At 65.1% G+C, this 24,854-nt stretch carries 20 protein-coding genes and 1 pseudogene; 3 read left to right on the forward strand and 18 right to left on the reverse strand.

The features are described 5' to 3' along the window. Positions 1-6 precede the first annotated feature (6 nt). From RDV64_RS01300 to RDV64_RS01325, 6 genes are all read right to left on the reverse strand, one after another. On the reverse strand, positions 7-462 hold the full coding sequence (locus RDV64_RS01300; RefSeq protein ID WP_309197487.1) for an SRPBCC family protein: 456 nt from the start codon (positions 460-462) through the stop codon (positions 7-9). Between the two features lies 1 nt (position 463). Then, the gene (locus tag RDV64_RS01305; protein ID WP_309197488.1) at positions 464-901 is read right to left on the reverse strand and encodes an SRPBCC family protein; all 438 of its coding nucleotides are present in this window, start codon (positions 899-901) and stop codon (positions 464-466) included. Then, on the reverse strand, positions 902-3,784 hold the full coding sequence (locus RDV64_RS01310; RefSeq protein ID WP_309197489.1) for a flotillin domain-containing protein: 2,883 nt from the start codon (positions 3,782-3,784) through the stop codon (positions 902-904). A 120-nt stretch (positions 3,785-3,904) separates the two neighbouring features. Beyond that, positions 3,905-4,510 carry a 3-isopropylmalate dehydratase small subunit gene (gene leuD, locus RDV64_RS01315; RefSeq protein WP_309197490.1) on the reverse strand — a complete coding sequence of 202 codons (606 nt, stop codon included), beginning with the start codon at positions 4,508-4,510 and terminating at the stop codon, positions 3,905-3,907. A 17-nt stretch (positions 4,511-4,527) separates the two neighbouring features. After that, entirely contained in the window at positions 4,528-5,106 is a 579-nt protein-coding gene (locus RDV64_RS01320) for a hypothetical protein (RefSeq protein ID WP_309197491.1), read from the reverse strand. 127 nt (positions 5,107-5,233) lie between these two features. Further along, entirely contained in the window at positions 5,234-5,812 is a 579-nt protein-coding gene (locus RDV64_RS01325) for a peroxidase-related enzyme (protein WP_309197492.1), read from the reverse strand. A gap of 88 nt (positions 5,813-5,900) precedes the next feature. Between RDV64_RS01325 and RDV64_RS01330 the strand changes: the two genes are divergently transcribed. Together RDV64_RS01330 and RDV64_RS01335 are read left to right on the forward strand one after the other, a co-directional pair. Then, the gene (locus tag RDV64_RS01330; protein ID WP_309197493.1) at positions 5,901-10,772 is read left to right on the forward strand and encodes an NAD-glutamate dehydrogenase; all 4,872 of its coding nucleotides are present in this window, start codon (positions 5,901-5,903) and stop codon (positions 10,770-10,772) included. A gap of 107 nt (positions 10,773-10,879) precedes the next feature. Next, on the forward strand, positions 10,880-11,992 hold the full coding sequence (locus RDV64_RS01335; RefSeq protein ID WP_309197494.1) for a site-specific DNA-methyltransferase: 1,113 nt from the start codon (positions 10,880-10,882) through the stop codon (positions 11,990-11,992). Positions 11,993-12,010: 18 nt separating this feature from the next. On the opposite strand, the gene RDV64_RS01340 is transcribed toward RDV64_RS01335, so the two are convergent. Both RDV64_RS01340 and RDV64_RS01345 read right to left on the reverse strand, forming a co-directional pair. After that, positions 12,011-13,084, reverse strand: coding sequence for an endonuclease/exonuclease/phosphatase family protein (locus tag RDV64_RS01340; RefSeq protein WP_309197495.1), 1,074 nt, complete (start codon positions 13,082-13,084; stop codon positions 12,011-12,013). A gap of 15 nt (positions 13,085-13,099) precedes the next feature. Continuing rightward, positions 13,100-13,498, reverse strand: coding sequence for a DUF2794 domain-containing protein (locus RDV64_RS01345; RefSeq protein WP_309197496.1), 399 nt, complete (start codon positions 13,496-13,498; stop codon positions 13,100-13,102). Between the two features lie 150 nt (positions 13,499-13,648). On the opposite strand from RDV64_RS01345, the gene htpG reads away from it, so the two are divergent. Beyond that, positions 13,649-15,592 (forward strand): molecular chaperone HtpG, encoded by a 1,944-nt coding sequence (htpG, locus tag RDV64_RS01350; RefSeq protein WP_309197497.1) that lies wholly within the window; start codon positions 13,649-13,651, stop codon positions 15,590-15,592. A 30-nt stretch (positions 15,593-15,622) separates the two neighbouring features. Here the strand turns inward: htpG and RDV64_RS01355 are convergent, their stop codons facing one another. The 10 genes and pseudogenes from RDV64_RS01355 to ampH form a co-directional block, all read right to left on the reverse strand. Then, the gene (locus RDV64_RS01355) at positions 15,623-16,267 is read right to left on the reverse strand and encodes a LysE family translocator (protein ID WP_309197498.1); all 645 of its coding nucleotides are present in this window, start codon (positions 16,265-16,267) and stop codon (positions 15,623-15,625) included. A gap of 88 nt (positions 16,268-16,355) precedes the next feature. Next, positions 16,356-16,760 (reverse strand): response regulator, encoded by a 405-nt coding sequence (locus RDV64_RS01360; protein ID WP_309197499.1) that lies wholly within the window; start codon positions 16,758-16,760, stop codon positions 16,356-16,358. 63 nt (positions 16,761-16,823) lie between these two features. Further along, positions 16,824-17,840, reverse strand: a complete 1,017-nt coding sequence (locus RDV64_RS01365; protein ID WP_309197500.1) for a sensor histidine kinase — start codon at positions 17,838-17,840, stop codon at positions 16,824-16,826. Between the two features lie 16 nt (positions 17,841-17,856). Continuing rightward, positions 17,857-19,314: pseudogene (locus RDV64_RS01370) on the reverse strand (ATPase domain-containing protein); the annotation flags it as partial. 163 nt (positions 19,315-19,477) lie between these two features. Continuing rightward, positions 19,478-20,632: an ATP-binding protein gene (locus RDV64_RS01375; protein WP_309197501.1), complete on the reverse strand. Its 1,155-nt coding sequence runs from the start codon at positions 20,630-20,632 to the stop codon at positions 19,478-19,480. Between the two features lie 6 nt (positions 20,633-20,638). Further along, entirely contained in the window at positions 20,639-21,661 is a 1,023-nt protein-coding gene (locus RDV64_RS01380) for a SpoIIE family protein phosphatase (protein ID WP_309197502.1), read from the reverse strand. After that, positions 21,661-22,071 carry an ATP-binding protein gene (locus RDV64_RS01385; protein WP_309197503.1) on the reverse strand — a complete coding sequence of 137 codons (411 nt, stop codon included), beginning with the start codon at positions 22,069-22,071 and terminating at the stop codon, positions 21,661-21,663. Before RDV64_RS01385 ends, RDV64_RS01380 begins: the two co-directional genes overlap by 1 nt. Beyond that, positions 22,068-22,424, reverse strand: a complete 357-nt coding sequence (locus RDV64_RS01390; RefSeq protein ID WP_309197504.1) for an STAS domain-containing protein — start codon at positions 22,422-22,424, stop codon at positions 22,068-22,070. The genes RDV64_RS01385 and RDV64_RS01390 overlap by 4 nt, the downstream gene beginning before the upstream one ends. Beyond that, positions 22,417-23,310, reverse strand: a complete 894-nt coding sequence (locus RDV64_RS01395) for an STAS domain-containing protein (protein ID WP_309197505.1) — start codon at positions 23,308-23,310, stop codon at positions 22,417-22,419. Before RDV64_RS01395 ends, RDV64_RS01390 begins: the two co-directional genes overlap by 8 nt. A gap of 280 nt (positions 23,311-23,590) precedes the next feature. Beyond that, entirely contained in the window at positions 23,591-24,697 is a 1,107-nt protein-coding gene (ampH, locus tag RDV64_RS01400) for a D-alanyl-D-alanine-carboxypeptidase/endopeptidase AmpH (protein WP_309197506.1), read from the reverse strand. Positions 24,698-24,854 lie beyond the last annotated feature (157 nt).

Raw genomic sequence — 24,854 nt, forward strand, 5'->3', positions numbered from 1 at the left:
TTCCCTTCATTGCGCGGCCGGGGCGGTGCCGGCGAGCGTTGCGCGGATCGCCTCCATGCCGGCTGCATAGATGTTGTCGCCCACCATCGCGGCCAGCTCCTTTTCGCGCCCCGCCGGCGTGTCGAACCGCGAACGCCAGTGGAAGAAGGTCATGTCCCCGTCGGTGACGGGCAGAAGCCGCACGTGGGCGACGTAGTTGAAGAGCGGCACGGGGGTGTCCAGCAGGCAATAGGTCATTTCCATGTCGGCATCCGACAGGGTGAGGAGCTGTTCGCGCAGCTCCGAGCCGTCGACGAGGTGAAAGCGCCGGACCCCTGACACGCGGTCCGTCGGCGCGCCGCGCTCCATCTCGCTGTCGGCGACGGCGGGGTGCCAGCGGTCGTGGCCGTTGAAGTCGCGCACGATGGCCCACACCGCCTCGACGGGCTGGTCGATCACCGTGGAGCGGACGACGTTCACCATCTCAGCGCGTAAAATGGCGCTTGAGAGCGTCGAAGCCGCCCTGGAAGACGTTGGTGCCAACGCCGTTCACGAGGTCATCCTCGTTCTCCGGCGCGCACTCGAAGTCGGCGGACCATTCGGCAAAGCTGCGGTCGCCGTCGGTGATGGGCGTGATGCGCAAGGTGGCCACATAGTCGGTCAGCGGCATCGGGCTTTCGAGGATCGCGTAGGTGCAGAACATGTCGTAATCGGACAGGCCGAGCAGCTTTTCGCGGATGCGGTCGCCGTTCTGGAGGCGGAAGTCGCGCACGCAGCCGATCTTGTCGGACGGTTCGCCGTTCTCGATGCGGCTTTCGCGGATGCGCGGGTGCCAGCGCGGCAGGGCGTTGAAATCCCGCACCCGCTCCCAGACGCGGGCGGCCGGCGCGTCCAGCACCGTGGAGACGTAGACGCGCGCCATCTATTCGCCCTTCCCGGCGGGGGCGTTGTCGGCAGGTGGTTTGTCTCCGCCCGAGCCGGAAGGCTTGTTGCCACCAACGTCCTTGGCAATGCGCTGCATGTCGGATGCCTCGCGGATGAGGCCGCCCATCTTGGCAAGGTTGGAGCCCTCGATGCCCATTTCGGACAGGAGGCTGTCCACCAGCGGGGCCTGAACGCGGTATCTGAGCGCGGAGTTGATCACCTCGTCGGTGGCACTGCGGTTGCTGCCGTCGCCATTGCCCTGGCCGCCGCCGGCCCCGTCCATCTGGACGATGCGGATGTCGGAGATCTTCTCCATCGGCTTGACGGAAGCGGCCACGATCCCCTCGATCCGGGTGAGGAGGCCGCGCTTGAAGAGCGACGCGCGGGCGGGCTCGGTGAGGACGTTTTCCGCCTCGTTGATGAGCTTTTGCGCCTCGGCTTCCACGGCCGCGCGGACCTTCTCGGCGTCGGCCGCAAATCTGGCCTCCTCCGCCAGCTTCTCGGCCATCAACACGTCGATGGACTTCTTGCGCTGGGCCGCCTCGGTGTCGCGCACCGTGAGGACGCGCTCTTCGGCCTCGGCGGCACGGGCGCGGGCCGTTTCGGCCTCCACCTTGGCCGCGGCCTCTTCAAGGCTCTTGGCGTAAAGGGCGATGGCACGTTCCATGTTGGCCAGCTCCACCTCGCGCTCGCGGGTGATCTCGCGGCGGCGGCGTTCTGTCTCGTGGCCGATCCGTGCCTCGTCGAGCCCGCGTTCGGAGGCAATGCGCGCGCGCTCGATCTCTTCGGTGGAGGCAATTTCTGCCTCGCGAAGGGCCTGAACCCGCGAAATCTCCAGCTGCTCGGTGGCGCGCCGCCGTTCCAGCTTGGCGGCGTCCAGAATGCGTTCGCGTTCCACGTCGGACCGGGACACATCGCGCTGCGCCTCGATTTCTGCGCGGCGGACCCGCGCATCGGCATCAGCGCGCTCCACCCGCTTGGCGGCCAGCTCGATGATCCGCGACTCGTCGGCCTCCTCCACCGACCGCTTGCGGTCGATGTCCGACACTTCGCGCTCCTGATGGGAGGCGATCCGCTCGATCTCCAGTCCCAGCTCCATCTCGATCCGCTGGCGCTCGGTGGCCTCGCGGCGGCGGATATCGGCCGCCTCCACCGCAGCTTCTCTGGAAATTTCGCGTTCGCGGGTGTCCTGCGCTGCCGAAATCCGCTCCGCCTCGATGATCTTTTCCTTGGCGATGCGCGCGGCATCCACCGCTTCGTCGGCACGGACCTGCGCTTCGTCGATGGCACGGTTGCGCGCAATCTCCAGCGCCCTCGTGTCCTCGTCGGCGGCGATCCGGTTTGCGGACACGGCCTTTTCGCGGGCAATGCGCGCCGCCTCGATGGCCTGCTGTGCCGCCTCGTTCGCCTCCTCGATGGCGCGCTGGCGCTCGATCTCCAGCGCACGGATGCGCTTGTCGCTGGCGATGCGCTCCTCGGAGGTGTCGGCAGCTTCGGCAATGCGCATCTTTTCGATGGATTCGCGCGCCGAAATCTCGGCCTCGTCCAGGGCGCGGTTGCGGGCAATCTCGCGCCGGCGGGTGTCTTCCTCGCTGGCAATGCGCGCCTCCACCACGGCGCGGTCCTGCGCGATGCGCGCCTTCTCGGTGTCTTCGCGGGCGGCAATCTCGGCCGCTTCCAGCGCGCGGGTGCGCTCGATCTCGCGCGCCCTTGTCTGCTGCTCGGTCTCGATCCGGGCGCGGTCGGTGGCCTCGCGCGCAGCAATCTCGGCGCCTTCCAGCGTGCGCCGGCGCGCAATCTCCCGCGCCTCAACGTCCTCTTCGGAAGCAATGCGCGCCTCCGACACCGCGCGCTCCTGCGCAATGCGGGCCGTGTCGACCTCCTGGCGGGAGGCGATCTCCGCGCCGTCCACCGCGCGCTGGCGGTGGATCTCGCGCTCGCGGATCTCCCGTTCCGACTGGATGCGCACTTCGGCGATGGACTGGTCGTTGGCAATCTTGGCAAGCTCGATGGTCTCACGCGCGGTGATCTGCGCACGCTCGGCCTCGGTGTCCCGCTCGGCGCGCTCACGCGCAATCTCGGCGCGCTGCTGCGCACGGCGGAACTCGACGTCGCGTTCCTGCTCCAGCCGCGCCTCTTCGGAGTCGCGCTCGATGTTGAGCGATTCCTTCTCCGCCTCCAGGTTGCGCGTGCGAATGCGGATCATCGAGGCCTGCTCGATCTCGTTGCGCAGCGTGCGGCGCCCCTCGATCTCGCGGATCAGCTCGGTCAAGCCCTCGGCATCGAACCTGTTGGACGGGTTGAAGAATTCCAGCGCGGTCTGGTCGATGTCCTTGATGGCGACCGATTCCAGCTCAAGGCCGTTCTGCTCGAGCGTTTCCTGCGCAATCTCGCGCACGCGGCGCAGATACTGGCTGCGCTGCTCGTGGATATCGTCCATCGGCATTTCGGCCGCCGCAATCCGCAGCGCCGACTCGAACTTGCCGGCCAGAAGCGGCTGCAACCGCTCCGGGTCGCTCATCCGCCGGCCCAGCGTGGAGGCTGCGCGCGACACCGCCGCCCGCTCCGGACGGACGCGGACATAAAATTCCGCCTCCACGTCCACGCGCATGCGGTCCTTGGTGATCAACGCATGTTCGCGGCCGCGCGACACATCGAGCGCCAGGGTGCTCATGGAAACGGGGGTGATGTCGTGGATGATGGGCCAGACGAACGCGCCGCCGTCGATCACGACCTTCTCGCCGAGAAAGCCGGTCCGCACGAATGCCGTCTCTTTGGTCGAGCGGCGGTAGAGCCAGTTCATCACCCAGTAGATGACGAAGATGACGATAACCGCCGCAATGATCCAAAGGATGAGCTCCCCGATGAGTTCACCCGTCATAGTGTCCGCCCCCCGCCAAATTGCCGCGAGGATATGGAAACCGGTCTGGACCCTTACGCTTTACAGTGCGTCTTTTTTTAATCGGGAAAACGCATCAGGGCGATGGTCGTCCCCCGCCGGTCAGACCCAGGGGTGCGCGTCGGCCAGCTTCTTCTCGTGGTCGGCGATGGGGTCGGCCTTGGCCATGGTGAGGGCAATCTCGTCAAGACCGTTGACGAGGCAGTGCTTGAGCCAGGCGTCGATCTCGAATTCGATGGGTGCGCCATCGTCGCCGACGATGGTCTGGCTCGGCAGATCCACCGTCAGCGTGGCATTGGCGCCGCGCTTGGCGTGCTCCATCAGCCGCTCCAGCTCATCGGGCGTGACCTTGATCGGCAGAAGCCCGTTCTTGAAGCAGTTCTGATAGAAGATATCGGCAAACGACGTGGAGATGACGCAGCGGATACCCCGGTCGAGCAGCGCCCACGGCGCATGTTCGCGCGACGAGCCACAGCCGAAATTGTCACCCGCCACCAGAATATTGGCGCCCGCATAGGCGGGCTGGTTGAGCGAGAAATCGGGGTCGGGCGTGCCGTCGTCCTTGCGCGAGATTTCCGCAAAGAGCCCGGCCCCCAGACCCGTCCGCTTGATCGTCTTCAGGTAGTCCTTCGGGATGATCATGTCCGTGTCGACATTGATCATGTCGAGCGGCGCTGCGGGCGACGTGAGCGTTTTGAAGGGTTCCATGGCGGCGTTCCTGAAAATTAGCGGGCGTTGCTGCGCAGCTCGGCTTCCAGCGTCTGGACGCTGGCGTCAAGCTCGGCGCGCACGGTCGAGGCGCGCGACAGGGTGTCGATGGCCGCATCCAGCCGCGTTTCGGTGTCGTCGAGGCTCTGGGCAAAGCGCAGGCCCAGTTCCGGATCAAACGCCGGCGCGGCGGCAACGACAGTCCCGTCCGGATCGGCGTCGCCGTCCGTTGCGGGTGCAGGCGCGGGCTCCTCCAGAAGCGGCGTCAGCCCCTGCAGCGCGGTGCGCATGGTGGTGACCACGCGGACGAGATCGACCACGACCTCGTTGTTGAGCGTGGACAGTTCGGCCGCGCTGCGGGCGACATCGGCGCCGACCCGGTCGACGTTGCCGCGGATCGGCTGCAACGCGGTCAGAAGCGTCGGCGACAGCGACATCAGTCCGCCGAAGAACAGCGCAACGATCACGCCCGCCGTCATTCCCCGGATAAGGCCGGCCAGAAGGCCCAGCACGATGATGATGAGCCCTGCAAGAACCGGGATGAACCACTGCAGGTCGTTGTACTGGAAATTCTCGAAAATCTGCTCGAACTCCATCGCGGACGGCACTCCCCTTGTCGGCGATGGCGGGACCTTGCCGGCGCCCGCCACTAATTTGTTTCGTGTGCCATCATTTAATGGTTGATCCGGCCGCGAAATGCCAGACGGGCGTTCGATCCGTCCATCAGCTTTTGCGTCCCATGGCGTAATATTGCGCGTTGGGCCGCATCTTCGTGGCGCTGGCCACGCGGTTGGTCATGTTGAAAAACCCCGTAACGGCAACGATGTCCCAGATCGCGCGGTCGCCGAATCCGGCCTCGCGCAAGCTCGCTTCCTCGGCCGGACCGCAATCGTGCGGCGCGGTGGTCAGCGTCCACGCATAATCCAGCATGGCCCTGTGGCGGGCGGAAAGGCTGGCGGCACGGTAATTTGCGGCAAGCGTATCGCCCAGCGCAGCATCGCCGGACAACGCGCGGACCGTGGCGCCGTGGGCGATGAGGCAATAATGACAGCGGTTGGCAGCGGAGACGACGACGGCGATCATCTCCCGCTCCAGCTTCGACAAATCCGATTCTGCGAGCATCACCTCGTTGTAGAAATCGGTAAACTTGCGCAGCTTGTTTTCATCGAACGAGTATGCGCGCAGGACGTTGGGGACCAAGCCGAGCTTGTCCTGGCATTTGGCGAAATAGGCCTCTGTCTCTTCTGACAGTGGCGTTTGCGGTGGCAGATCGAGAGAAATCACCGCTTCTTCATTTTCCATGGCTAGACCCCCCCTGACGTGAAGGTCTTGAATGCGCCAGAACGAAGCACGGCGATAGTCAGCTCGTCGGCGATCTGAGGAGTGAACAATGCTCGAGGACTTTTCGGACTCGAAGGACGCCAAGCTGAGCGAGCTTGCCGACAGGGTGCGCAATGCCGGCGGTGACGTCGCGTTTGCGACGTTTGCCGAGCTGTTGTTCCGTTACGCCGCCGCCGAGGACCTGCAGCACTACACCGTCGACCACCTGATGCGGCTGGCCGAAAGCGGCTGGCAGTCCCTGCAAAAGCGCGACGGCGGCGAGCCCAACATCAGCGTGAAGGCCCCCGACGAGGTGGACATCACCGATGCGGAGAGCGGCCACGCCATCTCCGTGATCGAGGCACTCAACGACGACAAGCCGTTCCTGTTCGGCTCACTCAAGAACGAGCTGCACGCGCAGGCGATCGAGGTCCATCTGGTCGTCCACCCGATTTTCGCCGTGGAACGCGACGAAGAGGGCAACCTTGCAGGCTTCCACGGTGAGGCACGTCATGGCGACGGCCACGCCCACGAGAGCTTTATCCACATCCATGTGGATGCCATCGACGACGAGGACCATCGCGAGGCACTGTCGCGGACGCTGAACGACGTCTACCACGACGTGGATGCCGCAGTGACCGACTGGCCGAAGATGCGCGCCAAGATCGCCCGGACCATTGACGGTTTCCGCAACAGCGTCCCGCCCGTCCCGCGCGAGGAACTGGCCGAGGCGATTTCCTTCCTCGAGCTGATCGAGAGCCAGGTGTTCATCCTCACCGGGATGCGGGAGTACCGGCTGGACGGTTCGGTGGAAGACGGCGAGCTGATTGCCGCCGACGAGCCCGGCCTCGGCATCCTGCGCAACCCGGACATCAAGGTCCTGCGCCGCGGCCAGGAGCTGGTGACGCTCAACCCCGAAGTGCGTGCATTCCTGCGCCGCAGCGAGCCGGTCTACGTCTCCAAGGCCAACGTGCGCAGCCGGGTCCATCGCCACGCCCACCTCGATTATGTGGGTGTGAAGCGCTACGCGGACGGTGTGCTGACGGGCGAACTCAGGATCGTCGGCCTCTTCACGTCCGAGACGTACACCGAATCGGTCCTCAACATTCCGATCCTGCGCCGCAAGGTGGAGGCAACGATCCATGAGCTCGGCTTCAACCCTGACAGCCACTCCGGCAACGCGCTCGTCAACATCATGGAGACGTATCCGCGCGACGAGCTGTTCCAGATCGACGGGCCGCTCCTGCGCCGCTTCGCCCTTTCGATCCTTCAGCTTTCGGAGCGGCCGCGGGTGCGCGTCCTGCCACGCATCGACCCGTTCGACCGTTTCGTCTCGCTGCTGATCTACGTTCCGCGCGACCGCTTCACCACCAGCGTGCGCGAAAACATCGAAGCGTTGATGGCCGAAGAGTATGACGGCCACATCTCGGCGCGCACCGTCTACATGCCCGAAGGCGTGCTGACCCGGCTCTACCTCATCATCGGCCGCCGCTCGGGCACCACGCCCGCGCCGGACGTGCGCGAGCTGGAAGACCGGATCTCCACCATGATCCGCACCTTCGAGGACGACCTTCTGCGCGCTGCGCTGAAGGCACCCAAGCTCGGGGTGGACCGGCACAAGGTCGCCACCTGGGCAGGCGCATTTTCCGAAAGCTTTCGCGCCACCTACACCGCAGAGCGCGCGGTGCGTGACATCACCATTCTGGAGCGGATCACCGAGGAAACGCCTACCGCAATCCTCTTTTTCCGCCGCGATACCGATGCCGCGGACCGCTGCTCGCTGAAGATCTACCACCGAGGGGCGCCGATCCTCCTGTCGGCCCGCGTGCCGATCCTTGAAAACATGGGTTTTCTGGTGGTCAACGAGCGGACCTTCCGCATCGAGACCCCCACCGACGAAGACGGCGTCTACATCCACGACATGACGCTGGCGCTGGGTGTCGGCAGCGGCGTCGACATCACGCGGCACGCCGAGCTTCTGCAAAGCCTGTTCATTGCCGTGTGGGAAGGGGCCGCCGAAAGCGACGAGTTCAACGGCCTTCTCCTCACCGCAGGGCTCGACTGGCGGCAGATCGCAATTCTGCGGGCGCTGTCGCGCTACCTGCGCCAGACCGCCATTCCCTACGGCCAGGACCTCATCGCCCAGACGCTGAACCGCCATCACGACGTGGCGCACGCGCTGGTCGAATATTTCGAGGCGCGGTTCGACCCGGACAAGACCGAGGACGTGCGGGCCGAAGCGCAGAAGGAAATTCACTGGGGGCTTGAAGAACTCTACCAGGACATCGACAGCCTGGCCGATGACACCATCGTCCACCGGCTCCAGAACCTCATCGAGTCCACGCTGCGCACCAACGTCTACCAGCTGGACGAGAACGGCGATCCGGTGAGCACGTTCGCCTTCAAGTTCGACCCGCATCAGCTCGCGGGCCTGCCGCGCCCGGCACCGTTCCGCGAAATCTGGGTCTATTCGCCCCGCGTTGAGGGCGTGCACCTGCGCTTCGGCCGGGTTGCGCGCGGCGGCCTGCGCTGGTCCGACCGACCGCAGGATTTCCGCACCGAGGTGCTGGGTCTCGTGAAGGCACAGCAGGTCAAGAATGCGGTGATCGTGCCGGTGGGCGCCAAGGGCGGCTTCTTCCCCAAGAAGCTGCCGGACCGCTCCAACCGGGAAGCCTTCATCGAAGAAGGCACCGCAGCCTACCGGATCTTCATCAACACGCTCCTGTCCATCACCGATGACCGCGACGGCGACCGCATCAGCCATCCCGACCGCGTGGTCCGCTACGAGGAGGACGACCCCTACCTGGTCGTCGCCGCCGACAAGGGCACGGCCACCTTCTCCGACACGGCCAACGCCATCAGCCAGGAACACGGCTTCTGGCTGGACGATGCGTTCGCCTCCGGCGGTTCGGCCGGCTACGACCACAAGGTCATGGGCATTACCGCCCGCGGTGCCTGGGAGGCCGTGAAGCGCCACTTCCGCGAGATGGACCACGACATCCAGTCGGAGCCGTTCACCGTGGTCGGCGTCGGCGACATGTCCGGTGACGTGTTCGGCAACGGGATGCTTCTGTCGCCCACCACACGGCTGATTGCCGCGTTCGACCACCGCGACATCTTCATCGACCCGGACCCCGACGCCGCCACCAGCTTTGCCGAGCGCAAGCGCCTGTTCGACATGAACCGCTCGTCCTGGCAGGACTATAACCGCTCGCTTCTATCGGCCGGCGGCGCGATCTTCTCGCGCAGCGCCAAGTCGATCACCCTGTCGCCCGAAGCGCGGGCGGCACTGGACGTCCCCCCCGGCCCGCTCAAGCCGAGCGATGTGCTCTCCGCGATCCTCAAGGCGCCGGCCGACCTCCTCTGGTTCGGCGGCATCGGCACCTATGTGCGCTCGGCGGCCGAGTCGAACCTCGAGATCGGGGACCGTGCCAACGACGCAATCCGCATCACCGCTGGCGACGTGCGCGCCAAGGTGATCGGCGAAGGCGCCAACCTCGGCGTCAGCCACAAGGGGCGCATCGCCTACGCCAAGAATGGCGGACGCATCAACTCCGACGCCATCGACAACTCCGCCGGCGTCAACACCTCCGACGTTGAGGTCAACATCAAGATCGCGCTGGCCGAGGCCATGCGCACCGGCAAGCTCACGCGCGAAGACCGCAACACGCTTCTGGTGAAGATGACCGACGACGTGGCCGATCTCGTCCTGCGCAACAACTACCTGCAGACGCTCGCCATCTCGCTCTCCAAGCGGCAGAACACCGAAAGCGCCGGCTATCAGCGCCGCCTGATGGAGGTGCTGGAGCCTCGCGGGCTCGACCGCGAAATCGAGGACCTGCCCGGCAACACGGAGCTCGACGACCGCGTCGCCACCGGCGAGGGCCTGACCCGGCCCGAGATCGGCGTCCTCCTCGCCTACGCGAAAATCGTCCTGTTCGACGATATTCTGGAATCCACCGTGCCGGACGATGCGTACCTGTCGCGCGAGCTCACCCGCTACTTCCCCCACGAGATGACAGACGGCTTTGCCGGCGAGATCGAGGGCCACAGGCTGCGGCGCGAGATCATCTCCACCATGCTCGCCAACTCCATGATCAACCGCGGCGGGCCGACCTTCATCATCCGGGTCGGCGACCAGACCGGCGCGTCTGTGCCGGAAATTGCGCGAGCCTACGCCGCTGCCCGCGACGCCTACGACCTCCTCGGCCTCAACAGCGAGGTGGATGCGCTGGACAACGTCGTCTCCGGCGACCTTCAGCTCGACCTTTACGCCAAGATCCGCGCGCTGCTGCTGGATGCCACCATCTGGTTCATCCGCAACGAATCGTTCGAGGGCGGGCTGGAAGCGGTAGTGGGCCGGTTCCGCGCGGGGCTGGATGAACTCAGCGACGAGCGTTTCGCCAGCGTCCTGCCGGACAGCGAGCGGGCCGCGCTCAACGACCGCGTCAATCACCTGCGCGACAACGGCGTGCCGGACCCGGCGGCAACCCGCCTTGCGCTGGTGCCGATGGCCGCCGGCGGGCTCGACATCGTCACCGTCGGCCAGCGCTGCGGCGTGGACCTTTACGAGGCGGCGGACGTGTGGTTCGCGGTCGGCGAACAGTTCCGCTTCAACGCGCTGGACGAGATTGCCCGGGGGATCCCGGTCGGCGACTACTACGACGGCCTCGCGCTCGACCGGGCGCGCCGGGCACTGGCGGACGCGCACAACAGCCTCGCCATCTCGGTGCTTTCCACCACCAACGCCGGCCAGGGAAATGGCAACGAGCGGCTCAAAGCCTGGCTTTCCGAGCGCGCGGGCAGCATTGCCCGCACCGAGCGCGCGGTGGACGAGGTTGTCGAGGGCGGCAAGATCTCGATCTCCCGCGTGGCGGTCGCATCGGGTCTCCTGTCCGACCTTGCCGGGCAGACCAAGCTCGAAGCGGAGCGCACTGGTTAACGTAACCGCAAGAAAGGTAAACGCTTTCTCGTCGGAAGCCTTAACCTGCGCTTTACCCTGACGGCTTACCAACCTTGATGCAGGTTGCGTAAGGGTAATGCGTCGCAATGAGCGTACAATCGGCCGGGGCGGTTCAGCCGCTCCGGCCATCTCTCTCCGGTGAAATCATCTGCGGCGACGCGCTGAGCGTGCTGGCCGAGGTGGAACCGCGTTCGGTCGACCTCGTGTTCGCCGACCCCCCCTACAATCTCCAGCTCGACGATACGCTGTACCGCCCGAACCAGACCAAGGTCGCGGGCGTGAGCGATGAGTGGGACCAGTTCGCAAGCTTCGCCGCCTACGACAAGTTCACCCGGGAGTGGCTGGCTTTGGCGCGCCGCGCGCTGAAACCCAACGGCACGCTGTGGGTGATCGGCAGCTACCACAACATCTTTCGCGTGGGCACGGCGCTGCAGGACGTGGGGTTCTGGGTCCTGAACGACGTGGTATGGGTGAAGACCAACCCCATGCCCAATTTCCGCGGCCGTCGCTTCACCAACGCGCACGAAACGATGATCTGGGCCGTCGCCGACAAGAAACGGACGGACTACACGTTCAACTACCGCTCGATGAAGACCTTCAACGACGACCTCCAGCACCGCTCCGACTGGACGCTGCCGCTGTGCACCGGCCCGGAACGCCTGCGCGATGCGGAAGGCCAGAAGCAGCACCCGACGCAAAAGCCCGAAGCGCTGCTCAACCGTCTGATCCTCGCTTCCACCAAGCCCGGTGATGTCGTGCTGGACCCCTTCTTCGGCACAGGCACCACCGGGGCCGTGGCGGCCCGGCTCGGCCGCCGCTTCATCGGCATCGAGCAGGACCCGGCCTATGTGGCGCTCGCCCGCGAGCGGATTGCGGCCGTCGAGCCCGAAACCGACCTCACGCAGGACGGCTGCGGCCCCCGCCCCGCCCGCATTCCGTTCGGGATGCTGGTGGAGGCCGGGCACCTGCGCCCCGGCGACGAGCTGTTCGCAGGCCCCCGCGGGCCCCGTGCCCAGATCCGGGTGGACGGCTCCATCGCATCGGGCGAGCACGAAGGCTCGATCCACAAGGTGGGGGCTGCGGTGCGCAACACCGCCGGCTGCAACGGCTGGACCTTCTGGCATGTGCGCGACCAGGCGGGCGATCTTGTCCCGATCGATGCACTGCGCGAACAGATGCGCCGCACCCTGGCAGTCTGAGCAATCCCCCCCAGGGCGTCAGGGCAGCATCACATCCACATAAACGAGACGGTGGTCGGACGCCCGGTCCAGCGTCTCGTCGCCTTCAGGCCAGTAAACGCCAGCGCCCACAACGCGCAGCGCCGCCGATGGCAGCACATAGTCCACCCGCATCGCCCCGCGCCTGAATTTTGCGGTGTTCGCCCCGTGCGCCGCCGAAGCCGGTACCGGGTCCGTCACCAGCGGATTGTCCAGAAGCTGCGCGATGGCACCCTCCACCGAATTGCCGCCCGCGGGGTCGGCGTTGAGGTCGCCCATCACCACCGCAAGGCTGCCCGCCGGGAGCCCCCCGGCAGTGCCTGCGTCATCCACAGCGTAGGTGCTGGCGGCCGGGTCCAGCAGGTCGGCCAGCAGGCGGATCTCGTCGGCATTTCGCGGCGGCAGGAGGCGGTTGCCGGGAAGCGGCGGCGTCGGGTGCGCGGCCGCCACCCACACCGTTGTGCCACCGATCTCCACCGGCACCAGTGCGTGGGTCTTGGACGACAGCGGCAGCACCGCCTGCCCTTCGCTCGAAAGCTCGGGCGGAATGCGGTTGCCCGGCATGTCCCGCCACAGGAGGTTGGAGAATGTGCGCACCGGCCCCAGCGGAAGACGGGAGACCAGCGCGAAGGCGTATTGACCGGGATAAAGGCCGTAGCCGAGCGCATCCTCGCCGTAATCGCGCCCCTCGGTGCCGACCACGCCATCGCTGTTGAGGTCGACGCCGCTGGCAATGCCGGTGTTGGACGGAAACAGCACCCTGTGGGGGTATTGTGCGCCGCCAAGATACCCGTCCACGTAAAGGGAGAGCGCCCGGCCCGCATCGTCCCGGTCCAGCTCCTGAATGAGAAGAACGTCGGGCGCATGCTTGCGGATGATTTCGGCCGATGCCATGGCCGCAGGGTCTGCCCCGCCTTCAAGCCGGGCGACAACCTCACCCGCTGCCTTGCCGTAGAGCGACACGTTGTAGGTGGCAAAGCGGATAGCGCCCGCGGGTTTCTCCGGCGCCTGGGCGGACGCGGCCGCAGGCATCACGATGGCGACAAGAAGCGCCCAGGTCCGAACCAGTCCCATATCACCCGCCCCATGCTAGTCGCCGACGACCGAGAGGTGGCGCTTCTTCTCGAAGACCCGCAGCACAGCGTCGAGGTCGTGCCCACGCTTCAGGACCATGCCCTGCGCCGAAACCACGGCGTAAGCCCCCTGCTTGCGCGCAAGCTTCGGAGTTTTGGTGACGCGGTACATCGGCACCTCGCCCATCTGCCGGTAGATGGAGAACACCGCCTGCTCGCGGCCATGGTCGAGCGCATAGTCGCGCCATTCGCCAGCCGCCACCATGCGGCCATACACACGCAGGATCTGCCCCAGTTCGATCCGCTGGAAGGCCACCAGCGGCGGCGGCGGACGATTGGCAGCCGGGGCTTGCTGCGATGCGGCGGACTTCGGCCGCAGCGGCACGATCCGGCTTGCTTCTTCACCCTCGGCCAATGGCGCCTCCGTCAGATTGCGGGCTCTCCCGCCGGTTTGGTCAGCCGCCTAACCCTGAACGCTGAAGCCCCGCCACGCAACGGTCTTGAATGACGAGCCGGATCTGCGCATCTCTAGGCCATTCCCAATCACCTGCAAAAAATAAGATCGATGACACAAACTGCCGAAACGCGCCCCTTCGAAGCCGACGTCGCACGCCTGCTCCACCTCATGGTGCATTCGGTCTACTCGACGCCGGATGTCTTCCTTCGCGAGCTGATCTCCAACGCGGCCGACGCGTGCGAGAAGCTGCGTCACGCCGCCCTCACCGACGCCGCGCTGATGGCCGGCGACCCGGACCTCAAGATCGCAATCACCGTCGACCCCGAGGCAAAGACCATCACCATTGCCGACAACGGCATCGGGATGAGCCGCGAGGAGCTGATCGAGAATCTGGGCACCATGGCCCGCTCGGGCACCGAGAAGTTTCGCAAGGCGCTGGAGGAAAAGGACGAGGGCAAGGCGCTGATCGGCCAGTTCGGCGTCGGCTTCTACTCCGCCTTCATGGTGGCGAGCGAAGTTGCGGTGACGAGCCGTGCTGCCGGGGCTGACGAGGCATGGACCTGGCGTTCCGACGGCTCGGGCGAGTTCGTGATCGAGCCTGCCGAAAACGCCCCTGCCCGCGGCAGCACCGTCCACCTCACCTTGCGTGAAGACCACGCGGAGTATTCCGAAGAGGACACGGTCGAGCGCCTCATCAAGCACCATTCGGCCCATGTGCCGGTGCCGATCGTCGTGTCGAAGGCCGGCGAAGACGAAACCCGCGAGATTGTCGACGGCAAGGCGCTGTGGGCCCGCCCGAAGTCGGAGATCAGCGAGGAAGAGTACGAGGAGTTCTACCGCTTCACCGCAGGCGCGTTCGACAAGCCGGCGCTGACGATCCACACCCGCGCCGAAGGCCGGCAGGAGTACACCTCCCTCCTGTTCGTGCCCGAGATGGCGCCGTTCGACCTCTTCGAGCCCGACCGCAAGGGCCGGGTAAAGCTCTACGTCCGCCGCGTGTTCATCACCGACGATGCGCCGCTGCTGCCGGCATACCTGCGCTTCGTGCGGGGCCTCGTTGATTCCGAAGACCTGCCGCTCAACCTTTCGCGCGAGATGCTGCAGAACAACCCGATGCTGGCGCAGATCAAGACCGCCACCACCAAGCGCATCCTCTCCGAGATGACCAAGCTCGCGGGCAAGGACGCCGAGACCTACGAAAAGGTCTGGGAAGCCTTTGGCGCGGTGCTGAAGGAAGGCCTCTACGAGGACACCGAGCGGCGCGACGAGCTTTACGCCCTCTGCCGCTTCCGCACCACCAAGGCGCCGGACGGCACTCGCTCGCTCGCCGAGTACAAGGCGGACATGAAGGAGAACCAGAAGGCGATCTTCTACGCCGTCGGCGAGAACCGCGAGCGTCTGGCCGCCTCCCCCCACCTTGAAGGCTTTGCCGCGCGCGGCATCGAGGTGCTGCTCCTCTCCGACCCGGTGGACGCGTTCTGGACCCGCACGGCGCTGGGCTTCGATGGCACACCCTTCAAGTCGGTCACGCAGGGGTCCGCCGAGCTGGACGAGATCCCCGCCGACGATGGCGACATCAAGCCGCCCGAGCCCGGCCACGAGGGCGACATGGCGGCACTGTCCGCGCTGGTGAAACAGGCGCTGGAGGACCGCGTGTCTGACGTGCGCTCGTCCTCCCGGCTCGACACCAGCCCCGCCTGCCTCGTTGCGGCCGACAGCGGCTACGACCGCGCGATGGAGAAGATCGTGTCGCGCCATGGCCAGGGCGGCGGCTTTGGCGGCAAGCCGGTTCTGGAGCTGAACCCCAAGCACGCGCTCATCAAGCGCCTTGCCGCCACCGCCGGCAATGGCGATGGGACCAGCGAAATCGGCGATGCGGCGTGGCTCCTGCTGGGCTCTGCCGAAATCCTCGACGGCGAGGCCCCGTCCGACCCCGCCGCGTTCAACAAGCGCCTGCTGGACGTGATGTCCGCCCGCTTCGCGCCGGAGGCCGTCAGCGGCGCCGCCGACAACATTGCGAGCGATGGCGGCGCGGACGGCTCCGGAGTCTGACCAGACGGCGGCCCCGCCGGGGGCCGCCGCTCAACCCGCCCGCGTGGCCAGAAGCTTGATGGCAAAGCCGCCCAGCACGGTGGCAAACAGCCAGTCGACCGTGCGGGTGGCAACCCTGCTGCGCTTCAGGAGCGCGGCAAGGCTGCCGGCAAACGCGATCATCGTCAGGGTGATCGGCGTGGCGACGACAACGAACATCACCCCCAGGAAGAGTAGTTTCGGCGCAGCGTCCGGGTCGGACGGGGAGACGAACTGGGGCAGGAACGTGATGAAGAAGACGATGATCTTGGGATTGAGAAGGTTGATCAGGAGGCCCTTGGCATAGACCTTCAACAGCGAGCCCGGCGCCTTTTCGCCTGCTGACAGGTGAAACGACGATCCGTTGCGGATGGCATCCACCGCCAGCCACAAGAGGTAGAGCGCTCCGACGACCTTGAGGACGGTAAAGGCCGTTGCCGAGGCGAGCAGCAGCGCCGAAAGACCCACCGCCACAAACACCGTGTGGCACACCAGCCCGGTGGCCGCTCCGGCATAGGCGGCAACGCCGGCAAGGCGGGAGCGGCTGACGGTCTGTGACAGGAACAACGTCATGTCAGGCCCCGGCGTGAGCGTCAGCGCAATAACGGCGGCCGTGTAGGCCAGCAAGACCGGCGTCTCAGGGATGAAGTCGAGCATCGGTCGGGCACCTCGGGCTTGTGGCGCCCCCGCATTGCCCGACCCTGCGACCCCGCACAAGACCCATTTGTTAGCCGGGTCTGCGCTGTCAGGCGGCGACGAATCGCTCGAAATCCGACGGCCATTCTGGCGCCTCGTCGGCGCGCAGCATTGCGACGGCCTTCAAAGTTTCGACCAAGGCGGCCGGGTCCACCGGCTTGCGCAGCAGGCCGATGGCATAGTCGGTGTAGTCGAGCGCGAGGTCGCGCTGGCCTGACATGAAGATTGCAGTCGCGCCATGGTCTTTCACCAGCGATGCAGCGATGTCCGGTCCGGTGCGGCCGTCCGCCAGGTCGATATCGACGAGGGCGCACTCGCACCCCTTGCCTGAAACGAGCTTCATGGCGTCAGCGGCAGTATTCGCGGGGCCCAGAACGTCGAATCCGGCGTCCTCAAGCTCCTCAACCACCATCATCGCGACAAGCGCATTGTCTTCCACCACCAGAACTCGCATCGATCCCCACCTCTCAAGATGGTTTAACGCGCGACGGCTCGGGTCTGTTGCCAACTTTATCGCTTATGACGAATTTGCAATCGAAACGCGCATCGCAAAGAACAGTCCATCAGAGCGATAGTCGAAGCTGGTATTTCCGGCGAGCGCCGCCACCGCGGAGCGAATGAATCGAACCCCGTAACCATCTTTCTCTGGTGCGATGATTTTGTTTCCGGTTGTTTCTTCCCACTGCAAATCAATGAACGTCGAATCGACCGGGTCTTGCTGCCAGGTAATCTTTACGGTGCCACCGCCCTTGGACAGTGCCCCGTACTTCACCGCGTTGGTGGCAAGCTCGTTCAGGACAAGCGCCAGTGACAAGGCATGTTCCCGGTCGATCGCCACCGCATCGCCTTCGATGACAATATGCCCCTCGTCGCCGGTGTAGGGGGCGACGATGGCACCGACCAGCTCCCGCAGCACGGGCTCGGCCCTGTCTGCATCGAACAAAAGCTCATGAACCTTGGACAAGGCGCGCAATCGGCCTGAGAATTTTTCGGAGAAATCGTCCAGCGTTTCGCTCTGCCGCATCGTCATGCGGTAGATTGCGTGGAAGGTGGCGACCGTGTTCTTCACCCTGTGGTTCAGCTCACGCCGCAGTTCGAGCTGCAATTCCAGGTGGTCACGCATCTCCAGCTGCTTGCGCCGGGTGCGCGTGGCATTGAGCACCGCGGTGCGAAATTCGAGCGGACGGACCGGCCGGTGCAAAATGGTGACAATGCCGTCGGCCAGAAGGCCGGAGAGCCGCGCGGTGACGGCGGCCGCCTCCTGATCGCCGTCGAGCAGGAGAACCATTGCAAAGCGTGACCATGCAGGCTGCCGGGTGATCACCGCATCCAGCGTTTCCAGCAATTCCTCCGTGAGGCCCTCCTGCGTGCACACGAGGACGGTTCCGGCCTGAAACAGGCGCGGGTCAGCACCGCCGTCCATCTCGGCCGAAGCGATGCCGTCCTGTGCAAGCACCTTGGCGATCATCTGCGCATCGTTGCGGATGGGCGCGCGGATCAGAAACAGGATGGAGGCGTCTGCAAGGTCACTCATGCCCGCTGGCTGTTCATCATTGCAGAACTGCGGAGCCGTCGGTCGGCGGCGGCGGATTGAACGAATCAATCCGCACACCCTTGCCGTCGATGATCAGCTCGCGCACTTTCAGGTCATGCGGCCCGTGGCGCTTTTTCACCACCGTCACCGTCCGGCGGATTATGCCCGGTGCCTCTGCCATCCGCAAAAGCAGAACCGAATCGCCGAGATAGCTGACATCGAGGTCGGACGACTGCTCATGGCCGAGCAGACCGTGCTGCGCCACGATCAGGATCGTGAGAACACCGCGCCGCGCGATGTACTTCAGCAGGGAATGCATCTGGATGACCGCTTCCGCGCTTTCCGGCAGCGAGCTCAGATAGCCGGTGAAGCTGTCGATGACGATGACGCCCACCTTGAGATCGTCGATTGCCTTGCGCGCGATGGAGGCAAACTCGCCCGGCGAGACCTCTGTCGGCGTGAAGTCGCGCAGGAGGAGTTTGCCGGAGTCATGATATTGCCGCAGCTCGATGCCGAGACCTTCGCAGCGGCGGAAAAACGTCTCCCGCCGTTCCTCGAACAGGAACATGCCAACGGTTTCGCCCCGCTTCAGTGCAGCCTCCACATAGAGCGAGGCAAGGGTCGACTTGCCGGTGCCCGACTGGCCGACAAACAGCGACGTGGTGCCCGGATCAAGCCCGCCGCCCAGCATCGTGTCCAGTTCCGCAATACCGGACCGGACGAGATTGTCGCTGAGCCCCTGCTCGTAGCCGAGGGTCGGCACGATCCGCGGGTAGACGGTAACGCCCGCCTCCTCGCGAATGCTCATGTCGTGGTAGCCGTCGGCAATGGGCGTTCCGCGCATCTTCTTGATCTCGATGCGCCGGCGCGCCGAGCCATATTGCGGCAGATTCTTTTCGAGGCGGATCAAGCCGTGCGCGATATTTTCCAGCTGGTTGTCGGAAAGGTCGTCCTGGTTGTGCTCGGTGTCGATCAGAAGCGCCGCGGTGTCCTCGTCGGCAAGGAAGTTCTTGAAGCCGAGCACCTCCCGGCGGAAGCGGTCCTTGTCGGACGCGAGAAGGCGCACTTCCAGCAGCGAATCGTAGACGACCCGGTGCGGATTGAGCGTTCGCACCAGCTTTTCCACCGCATCACGGGTCCGGTCGAGCCGAAGGTCCGAGGTCTGGAAGATCGTCTGCTCGGTATACTCGGACGCCGCATCGCCGCTGATGAGCGACTGGATGGTGATCCCTTCGAGATCCCACCCGTGCGACCGCGCGATCTGCCGCAGTTCCTGTTCCGACTGGGAGAGCGAAACGTAGAGCACAGATTCGCCGTTGGCGACGCCCTCACGCAGGAACTGAAGCGCCAGCGTGGTCTTGCCGGTACCGGCAGCACCGCGCAGCAGATAAAGGTGCGCGCCCGGCAGGCCGCCCCCCATGATGCTGTCGAGGCCGGGCACACCGGTCTTGATTCGGGTATCGTTGTCCAAGGCCTGAAGCTCCGTTGTTCGTTCTCACCAGGGAACCACCGGGCGCAGTTTCCCTCGGGTAGACCGCTTCAAACTCGAACCATCTCGCCCCAATTACGAAGAGGGCCGTGCGCAAGAAAGTTCCGATTTCGGGAAATCCTGCAGAGAGGCTGAGAAAAATATCGGTCTAGTCCGTTCCGGCCGATGCGAACATAATCCGTACCCGAAAACCATCATCGGAATCCACGGTGATGCGCCCCGAATGTCGCGACGCCATGGCGCGGATCATCCGCCAGCCGAGTGAGTTGGAGCGTTCCGGCCGTTCCACGCCCGGCGGAAGCCCCGGTCCGTCGTCCCACACCTCCAGGGTGAAGGCGTCGGGCATCTCGTGGTCCGGCTCGGTCACGACCTTGATCCTGACGGTGCCTTCGTCGCGGTCATTGAAAGCGTGCTTCATGGCATTGGTCATGAGTTCGGCCAGAATGAGGCCGAGATCCACCGCAACGCCAGCCGCCAGCGGCAGGTCATCGCCCTCGACGCTGACGTTGATTGTCTTGGCAGTGCCGCTGAATGCTGCGGCCGAGCGGTCCGCAACGTTGCGCAGGAATGGCAGGATGCTGACCTGCTTGCCGTCCTCGGCGCGTTCCAGCTGCTCGTGGACCGCGAGGATCGCCTGCATCCGCAATCCGAGTTCGGACAAGGCGTCCTTGGTTTCCGCGTGGGTCGCCGCATTTTGCGACAGCCGCACGAGGCTGCCGATCAGTGCCAGATTGTTGCGGGTGCGATGGTGCACCTCGCGGATCAGGAGATCGCGTTCCTGCAAGGCCAGCATCAGCTCGCGATTCTGCTGGACCAGCGCTTCAGTCGGGTCCGCCTTGTTGAGGCTGGCAAGGCTGTCGGTTGCCGCGCTGACCAGCGCCGAGAGCTCGTTGCCCTTGTTTGCGGACTGGAAGGTGACGTCAATCTCGGTCCCGTCGGCGGTGCTGTGAATCTCGAACGTATCTGCGATCCGGTGGGCGCCCCGCAGGCCGAGGCCAAGGCCCGTCGCACTTGGCGCGGCAACACCGCTCAGCACGTCTTCAAGATGCTGCACGCCGGGCCCGGTGTCGCTGACCGTCACGAGCAAGGCCACGAAATGGTTCTTTTCCACCAGCGCAAGAACCACCCGCCCGCCGCCGCCATGGACGATCGCGTTGCGGGCAAGTTCGAGCATCGCCGTCACGATCCGCGTCTGACTGAACGTCGCAAAGCCCAGAACCTCGGTCACGGCGCGCCCGACCTGGCGCACGCGCGGAATATCCTTGTCCGATTCCAGCCTTATCGTGATCAGTCGCGTGGGCATCCGGGGTCAGTCGCCTGCTGTCTTTTGTGCTGCGCGTTTCGCAACCATGATGCATGCATCGTCTGAGCCGCGCTCGTATTCGCCGATGATGGCAGCCGCAATGGTGAGCGGGCGGCGAAACATCAGTTCAGGCCGGTCGGCGAGGTTGCGCAGTGTCCGCACGCCATCGGAGTGGAGGATCAGCACGTCTCCGGCGCCGAACGCCACGGTCTCCTCGTGCACGCTCGAGCGCTGGGGTGCGCCAAGGCGCCCGTCGCGCGAGGCCAGGCGGCGGATTGGCGTGCGCACGGCGCACACCAGGCCGCTGATGTTGCCAACCCCGGCGTAGGTGAGGGTCTCGCCTTCATTGTCCACCGCCGCGGCCATCGCCACCGCGCCGCGGGTGTCGGTGATCGCTTCGGAGACCCTCGCCAGAAGTACCTGCGGAGACCCTTCACCCCGTTCGAAGGCTGCCATTGCGCCTTCAGCCGCGCGCATCGCTTCGGGACCATGACCAAGGCCGTCACAGACCAGAATGTCGGTGGCCGAACCCCGCGGGCGGACGGACCAGCCGTCCCCGCAAACCGCCTGGCCGGGGTGGTTCAGCGTTAGAACGGCGACATCCAGCGGACGGGCGGTGTAGGCCTCACCACGGGCGCGGATCTGCGCGGTGATGATGGTCCCCTCCCCGGCACGGGTGAGAATGTCGAGGTCATCGGACTGGCGTTCGATGGCGCCGAGCCCGATGCCGGCCGAGCCGCCGGTGGAGACACCGTCGGTCATCATCCGGTCGATGTTCTCGATGCCGTTGCCCTTGTCGATGGCGACGATGGCAAGCGTCCGAGGCCCGGCCCATGCTGCCGGGCTCACCAGAAGGCGGCCGCCGCCGGCATGGCGGACCATGTTGGTCGCAACTTCGGTGGTGACGATGGCGGCGCGTTCTGCGTCCGAGGCATCGAGCCCGAGGTCGAGCGCGACGGCGCGGGTGCGGCGCCGCGCCTCCATGACCGCACTCTTCTCCTTGACGTCAAACCAAGCGCCCAAACGCATTATGGAATCCCGACCATTGTTACCGTCGTTCCCTGGCCGGCCACACTGTCCAGCGAAAAACTCTCGACCAGCCGTCTGGCGCCACCAAGGCCGCGCCCCATGCTGCCCGCGGTGCTGTAGCCGTCTTCCATGGCACGGTCGACGTTCGCAATCCCCGGCCCGCGGTCGGTGCAGACAATCATCACACGCGGCTTGGCGCTGTCGACATATACGGTCAACGTGCCGCCACCGCCATGCATGACAGCGTTCCGGGCAATCTCGCTGACGGCGGTGACGAATCTCGTCTTCCGGCTCGCACGCGAGCCCAGAGTGTCCATGGCGTTGGAAACCGACTTGCGGGCACGCGCCACGTCCCGGTCCGTCTCAAGCGGGATCGATCCGAACAGAACGCCGGCCGGCTGCGCGGTCACTGCTCGGAACGAAGATGTTGCATCGCGTGGTTGACGGAAAGGGCGGTGCGCATGTCACCAAGGTTCATCCCGAGTTCCACCAGCGTCATCGCAACGGCCGGCCGCATCCCCACCACATAGGGAACGGCTGCCAGAATTTTTGCAACCTTCGCCAGCTGCCCCAGGATGCGGCCGACAAATGTGTCGACAACGTCCAGACCGGAAATGTCGATGATGACGCCGCGCGCGTTCATGCGGACGATGTCTTCGGACAGGCGGTCCTGCAGGTCGGTGATGTCGGTATCGGTGATATCGTCGTGGATCGAAACGAGAAGGATCTCTTCGACCACGAAGATCGAATATGCCTCAGCCATTGCGCGGTTTGCCGAGCTTCGGACCATCCACGACGGTGAGCCCGCTGCGGCCGAAGGCGTAGAGCAGCGCGCCCTGGATGCTGGGCCGGGTGACGATGTCGTCCACCTCCACGCCCAGCTGCACCATGGTCTGTGCAATGCGCGGGCTGATGCCGCTGATGATGCACTCCGCGCCCATCAGGCGAACCGCAGACGCCGTGCGCAACAGATGCTGGGCCACCTGGGTGTCCACCGTCTGCACGCCGGTAATGTCGACAATCACCATCGCGGCCTGATGCCGAACGATGGATTCCAGAAGGTTCTCCATCACGTCCTGGGCACGGCCGGAATCGAGCGTCCCGATCAGCGGGAGTGTCAAGATGCCGTCCCACAGCTGGATGACCGGGGTGGACAGCTCCATCAGCTCCGCCTGCTGGCGGCGGATGATCGCCTCGCGGCCGGTCACGAACACCTCGGTCGTGTGGAGCGCAAACGCGTCGATTACCCGCGAATAAAGGGTGATCTGCTCGGTCAGCTCCACCGGGTCGTCGGCGTAGGTCCCCTTCAGCCGCTCGAAGATGGGCCGCTTCAGCGCCAGCACGAACGAGGCCATCTCCGTCGGCGTGACACCGCGGTCGATCCGCTCGTTGGTGATGGATTCGAGATCCCGCCGGAGGTCGGCCCAGTCTTCGTCGTTGAAATCAAGCTGTGCGCCCGACGCTGCGCGTTTGATGCCGTTGGCAATGGCGCGCAGGAGATGACCCGTCTGCTGCCGGCCCTCGGCCTCGGAAAACAGATCAGCGCGGCGAACGCCTTCGTCCTTCTGGGTATCGATCCAATCCGTCAGCACGGCATCGAACTGGTCGCTCAGAAGCCGGGAGGCCTCGCGGATAGCGCTAGAATTCATAAGTCCTCAACCATTGGCTCCCACTTCCAACGCAACGAAAAGAAAGTGCAATGGAGCTCATCACTGGAAGGTGTTGAAGCCTGAGTTGCATCCAAATGCAACGCAAACCGTATGCTTCACACCGCAAATATCGCGCACGTCTGATATGACTCATCATCAAAGCGGCCAGCTTTTTAATTTAGATAAAAGACCAACTGGCCGGTAGAAATTCCTAATGCAGGGCCGGTATTTTGCGAATGGACGCGGGTAGCGCGAGATGGTCACCGCTCCGGCCGCTCCTTCAACGCGGGGCAAGCGCCGCGATCAAATCGTTCGCAACGGTTGCCATCTCCATTCCCGCGGCGAAATCGAACTGGTTGATGGCCATGAAAACGCCGACCCCACGGGTGGGCGCGAACGCGATGTAGCTGAATATCCCGTTGGTGCCGCCTGCCTTCTGGATGATCAGCGGCCGGTTGCCCTCCGGCATCATGATGACCCACCCCAGACCCATGGCATCCATCCGGCCGGACTCGTCGAGCCCGAAGACCGGGTCCAGCCCGTCGCGGATGAGGTGCGCAGCGTGGCTGATCGCACGCGCCTCGGCGCCCTCGACGCCGAACCGGTCGAGATTCCACTCAAGATAGCCGACCATGTCCCGCGGTGTGGTGGTCAGCGACGACGCACCGAAGCGATTGGAAATGGGTTGTTCGACCGCCATCGCGTTACCGTTCCAGTCGTACCCGGTGAAGGCGTTCTCACCGCGCGGCACGTTGTAGCCCGTGGCGCTCAAGCCCAGAGGGTCCAGCACCCTCGCCTGCATCAGGTCCGCGTAGGGCATGCCGGCGGCCCCCGAAAGCGCCATGCCCAGAACGTCAAAGCCGATGTTGGAATAGGAAATTCCGGTGCCGGGGGCAAACAGCAGCGCGCCGTCCACAAGGTTCGCGGCAAAGGCGGCATCGGTGTATTTCTCCGCGCCGGGTACGGGCTCCAGCTCGCGGCCAAGGCCGCTTGCATGGGTGGCGAGATCCACGAAGCGAATGGTGTGACCATCGCGTTCCGGCAAGGCGTCCACGAGCTTGACGTGGGGGCCTGCGGGATCTGTGAGCGCAATCGTCCCGTCCGCCACCAGGCTGGCCATGACGAGACCGGTGAACGACTTGGTGATCGACGCCACGGCAATGCGCGTGTCCGCATCCGGCTCCGTGCCGTTGCCCTTCTCGGTTTCGCCGAAACCGTAGACGGCGCTTTCACCGTCCCGGACAGCGGCGATGACGACGCCGGGCACACCGGTGCTGAGATGGAAGATCTGGCCGGTGAAGGCCGCTGCACTCTCCAGCAGCGGGTCCGCCGCGTGGGCGCTGCCCGCAAAGCAGATGGAGGCCAGGACCAAGGCAATCCGTTTCATGCAGCAAACCCCGTTCATGCCTTAGAATTAATCATCACAGAGCAAGCGAATGTCAAATCTTTCAATATTTCAAAATTTTCGCCATCCCGAAGGCTGTGCACGAAATCCGGAGCGGGGCCCGGTCGGGTGCGCTCTGTGAGCGGGTGTTGACGGATCC

The sequence above is a fragment of the Acuticoccus sp. MNP-M23 genome, from assembly GCF_031195445.1.
In the GTDB taxonomy this organism is placed as follows: Bacteria; Pseudomonadota; Alphaproteobacteria; order Rhizobiales; family Amorphaceae; genus Acuticoccus.

Excerpts from the sequence above, each read along its gene's own strand:
- RDV64_RS01300 (WP_309197487.1), bottom strand. The coding sequence starts at position 462 with ATGGTGAACGTCGTCCGCTCCACGGTGATCGACCAGCCCGTCGAGGCG.
- RDV64_RS01305 (WP_309197488.1), bottom strand. The coding sequence starts at position 901 with ATGGCGCGCGTCTACGTCTCCACGGTGCTGGACGCGCCGGCCGCCCGC.
- RDV64_RS01310 (WP_309197489.1), bottom strand. The coding sequence starts at position 3,784 with ATGACGGGTGAACTCATCGGGGAGCTCATCCTTTGGATCATTGCGGCG.
- leuD (WP_309197490.1), bottom strand. The coding sequence starts at position 4,510 with ATGGAACCCTTCAAAACGCTCACGTCGCCCGCAGCGCCGCTCGACATG.
- RDV64_RS01320 (WP_309197491.1), bottom strand. The coding sequence starts at position 5,106 with ATGGAGTTCGAGCAGATTTTCGAGAATTTCCAGTACAACGACCTGCAG.
- RDV64_RS01325 (WP_309197492.1), bottom strand. The coding sequence starts at position 5,812 with ATGGAAAATGAAGAAGCGGTGATTTCTCTCGATCTGCCACCGCAAACG.
- RDV64_RS01330 (WP_309197493.1), top strand. The coding sequence starts at position 5,901 with ATGCTCGAGGACTTTTCGGACTCGAAGGACGCCAAGCTGAGCGAGCTT.
- RDV64_RS01335 (WP_309197494.1), top strand. The coding sequence starts at position 10,880 with ATGAGCGTACAATCGGCCGGGGCGGTTCAGCCGCTCCGGCCATCTCTC.
- RDV64_RS01340 (WP_309197495.1), bottom strand. The coding sequence starts at position 13,084 with ATGGGACTGGTTCGGACCTGGGCGCTTCTTGTCGCCATCGTGATGCCT.
- htpG (WP_309197497.1), top strand. The coding sequence starts at position 13,649 with ATGACACAAACTGCCGAAACGCGCCCCTTCGAAGCCGACGTCGCACGC.
- RDV64_RS01355 (WP_309197498.1), bottom strand. The coding sequence starts at position 16,267 with ATGCTCGACTTCATCCCTGAGACGCCGGTCTTGCTGGCCTACACGGCC.
- RDV64_RS01360 (WP_309197499.1), bottom strand. The coding sequence starts at position 16,760 with ATGCGAGTTCTGGTGGTGGAAGACAATGCGCTTGTCGCGATGATGGTG.
- RDV64_RS01365 (WP_309197500.1), bottom strand. The coding sequence starts at position 17,840 with ATGAGTGACCTTGCAGACGCCTCCATCCTGTTTCTGATCCGCGCGCCC.
- RDV64_RS01375 (WP_309197501.1), bottom strand. The coding sequence starts at position 20,632 with ATGCCCACGCGACTGATCACGATAAGGCTGGAATCGGACAAGGATATT.
- RDV64_RS01380 (WP_309197502.1), bottom strand. The coding sequence starts at position 21,661 with ATGCGTTTGGGCGCTTGGTTTGACGTCAAGGAGAAGAGTGCGGTCATG.
- RDV64_RS01390 (WP_309197504.1), bottom strand. The coding sequence starts at position 22,424 with ATGGCTGAGGCATATTCGATCTTCGTGGTCGAAGAGATCCTTCTCGTT.
- RDV64_RS01395 (WP_309197505.1), bottom strand. The coding sequence starts at position 23,310 with ATGAATTCTAGCGCTATCCGCGAGGCCTCCCGGCTTCTGAGCGACCAG.
- ampH (WP_309197506.1), bottom strand. The coding sequence starts at position 24,697 with ATGAAACGGATTGCCTTGGTCCTGGCCTCCATCTGCTTTGCGGGCAGC.